The sequence below is a fragment of the Oleiphilus sp. HI0132 genome (genome assembly GCF_001635845.1).
Genome location: NZ_LWGJ01000468.1, coordinates 1 through 2,191, shown reverse-complemented (window position 1 = coordinate 2,191; position 2,191 = coordinate 1). Strand labels below are relative to the sequence as shown.

General features: G+C 41.6%; 5 protein-coding genes. 3 read left to right on the top strand and 2 right to left on the bottom strand.

The window, feature by feature from the left end; translation table 11 throughout:
• Positions 1–320, top strand: a 320-nt coding sequence (locus A3766_RS30500; RefSeq protein WP_197479354.1) for a hypothetical protein, incomplete at its 5' end; no start/stop codon positions are given.
• A 33-nt stretch (positions 321–353) separates the two neighbouring features.
• Here A3766_RS30500 and A3766_RS05760 read toward each other — a convergent pair.
• On the bottom strand, positions 354–758 hold the full coding sequence (locus A3766_RS05760; RefSeq protein WP_068641894.1) for a response regulator: 405 nt from the start codon (positions 756–758) through the stop codon (positions 354–356).
• Positions 759–911: 153 nt separating this feature from the next.
• On the opposite strand from A3766_RS05760, the gene A3766_RS05755 reads away from it, so the two are divergent.
• Positions 912–1,154 carry an Arc family DNA-binding protein gene (locus A3766_RS05755; protein WP_082865296.1) on the top strand — a complete coding sequence of 81 codons (243 nt, stop codon included), beginning with the start codon at positions 912–914 and terminating at the stop codon, positions 1,152–1,154.
• 63 nt (positions 1,155–1,217) lie between these two features.
• On the opposite strand, the gene A3766_RS05750 is transcribed toward A3766_RS05755, so the two are convergent.
• On the bottom strand, positions 1,218–1,424 hold the full coding sequence (locus A3766_RS05750; protein ID WP_068511303.1) for a twin transmembrane helix small protein: 207 nt from the start codon (positions 1,422–1,424) through the stop codon (positions 1,218–1,220).
• 148 nt (positions 1,425–1,572) lie between these two features.
• Between A3766_RS05750 and A3766_RS05745 the strand changes: the two genes are divergently transcribed.
• A partial coding sequence (locus A3766_RS05745) for an SURF1 family protein (RefSeq protein WP_068641892.1) occupies positions 1,573–2,191 on the top strand: 619 nt, incomplete at its 3' end.

The window sequence follows — 2,191 nt, the reverse complement described above, 5'->3', positions numbered from 1 at the left end:
GCGTTTCACGACGGGTCTATATCGATTGGGAGAACCCGACTAAAACAAATTCTGTTCCAACAGACATTAATAAGCTGATTGCTCTGTGTGAAATTCTAGATACCGACCTGATATACCTATGCACGGGGCTTTTTGATGGCCAAAAAGAGCGTAAGCATCAAGATAATTACGTAAACGTTTACTCTAGATACAGCCAAAACCCCGATTTCTACCTAATGGTGAACTTTTTAATGCGCTGGGATGATGAAGTACTTAAGAAAATGACAGCCTATTTTGAGAGTTTAACTGACTTCTATGAGGGGCAACCTTTGATAAAGTAGGGCTAAGAATAAGCCCTACATTAGGCGCTCTTACTAGACTTCGTTAATAGTTAGCCAATAAGCCAGAACACTTCTTAATTGACGGTTCCAATTGGTAACATCCAGATCCTGCCGCACGCAACTCCTTGCACCAATGCGGTAGGCCTCTTTGATTTCATTTTTTGAAAACCCTGCAGAAATCAAAACAATCGGCACAGAGTGAAAACGCGCCTGGTTCATCAGTGACTTGATCACATCAATACCTGTAAAGAACGGTAGCTTGTTATCTAAAATAACCAAATCTGGCGTGCGACTTCCAGGGTCACCCAGTACGTCAATCGCCTGCGCACCATTCTGCAGCATGCATAAATCAACTTCCTGCTCGTGCTGTTCGATAATCCTAGTGACCAAGAAACTCTCGTCAGGGCAATCATCGACAACAACATATGGATTCGGCATTAATTATCCTTTCAATTATTTTCCAATCTTTTATTCTATCCTTATTCGCTTTAGTTTGAACAGACCTCGGAAAGCCAACGGAATCCGTTGAGTGAAACAGCCGTAACATCATAATAGTAGCCATTAAATAAATATTTCATTATTGTGGTAATTATGAGCGACGAATACGGACACAGATTAAAAGCTTTTTCATTAAGAATGGAAAAAGAGCTTAGAAGAAAGCTTGAAGAACAAGCGAAACAGAATGGTCGAACCTTAACTTCGGAAATCAACCATCGCTTGGAAAACTCTCTTGATGAAAGCGAAAAAGAATCTGAACTAAAGAGTGTTGAAGAGTCACTAAGCTCTCTGCATGAAAAGTTAGATCACCTTTCAGCAAAAAGTTCAGATTCATAGATCAAGCCAACTTGTATACAAGTGAACGGTTACGTTCACTTGCGCCTGTTAGAAAGTAGCCCCTCAAAACTGGTTCGGTGCGATCAGCCCCAGATAATAGCCAGCAATTAATAGCACTAACAATGATATAGATAAAGATATGCGTACAGTCAGCGCAGTGAGCACTCGTGTATGCTGATTATCATCTTTACCTAAAAAGAAAGCGCCCGCACCAAGACTGACAAGAACCGCCAACAAGTTAATTAGTATTAGAATTTTATAAAAGCTCATAGGTCACCTTTTTTTTAAGTCTTATTCTGATAGGCTTTGTTCTAGTTTCAGCGTAACAGAAAAATAATACTCAATGAACTGCGACTGACCATTAAATATGCCCTATTCTTTTCAGCCTAAGTTTTTCCTCTCTTTGTTTTGCATCCTAATGATGCTTGTTTTTTGTGCTTTGGGCCTTTGGCAATTGCAACGAGCTGATGAGAAACAGCAAACCCAATCCGAGCTTGAAGAATTGAGCATGCTGCCTCCCAGAAACTTAAACCTACAAAGCAATCATCTTAAATCGGCCTCCAAAGCCCTTGCGACGGGCCACTACCTAGTTAATGAGCAATTCTTATTAGACAATATTGTTCACAAGGGCAAACCAGGCTACTACCTACTGAGCCCTTTTTTACTCAGCAATCGAGATGAAGTTATTTTGGTGAACCGCGGATGGCTGGCCAAACAGCAAAACGGACTGCCTGAGTTCAAGACGCCAACTGAGCAATTAAGTTTACGCGGTATCCTCGCTCCACCACGCTCTAAGCCAGTCATCCTTGGGAGTATCGATCACCCTATTTCTGCTACGCCACCGCTGTGGTATTACATGGATATGGAAGTTTTTCAGCAGCAAAGCAGCTATAAAGCTCTTCCTTTAATTTTGCGACTTGCGCCCGAACCCGATTCAGATTTCGTGAGAGACTGGCCTAAATTCCAAGCAAAGTCCGGGATGCACATTGGCTATGCAATTCAGTGGTTTGTTTTCGCATTCTTTGTTTTAATAGCCC